Raw genomic sequence first — 589 nt, forward strand, 5'->3', positions numbered from 1 at the left:
TTATTGAATGGAATGCATGCTGGAGCTACCGGATTTATAAGTGGCGGCGGCTCATTGTTCATGGGGTTTGGCGCTTCTGCCGGAGCATCACTCATGAGATCGTACGTTGAATGCAATGGTGTGGGGAGTGCGCAGTATTTAGATGTATTGTTATATGGAGGTATTTCCATTGCAGGTGGGAAAACAGGGGGTTTCGTTTCGTCCTTCATTAAGCCTAAATTGGAAGTGGTAAACAGAAGGGGTGTGGCTAGAGCCATCGAGAAATTATTTAAGCTGACGCCAAAAAACATCGATGGCAGGAAAAATCTTCGGATTAATGTCGCTACAGCGGTTGGCGTCTCTATGGAAAACATTGCAGCAAGCCAGTACCAAGGGTGCGGTTGCTAATAATTGCAGGTGAGTGTCGTGACGAAGCTCGTAAAACTAGGGTGGGTGATTGCAAAGTGGTCCATGATATCTCTTGGTGGGCTTGTGGTCGCCTCAATTATTGATTTTTTAGCTTACGGTAATGAAGAATCTCAATGGTTCAGGGTCCCAGGAATAGTTTTGTTTGTAACGTACTGCATTGGAATGGCTGTAGCCGGCGCAG

General features: G+C 46.2%; 2 protein-coding genes. Both read left to right on the forward strand.

Going from position 1 to position 589, the window contains the following annotated elements:
• Window positions 1–387: hypothetical protein (locus DS839_RS36815; RefSeq protein ID WP_162919029.1), on the forward strand; the 387-nt coding region annotated here is incomplete at its 5' end.
• 18 nt (window positions 388–405) lie between these two features.
• Window positions 406–589: hypothetical protein (locus DS839_RS37145; protein ID WP_368912130.1), on the forward strand; the 184-nt coding region annotated here is incomplete at its 3' end.

The sequence above is a fragment of the Taklimakanibacter deserti genome, from assembly GCA_003574785.1.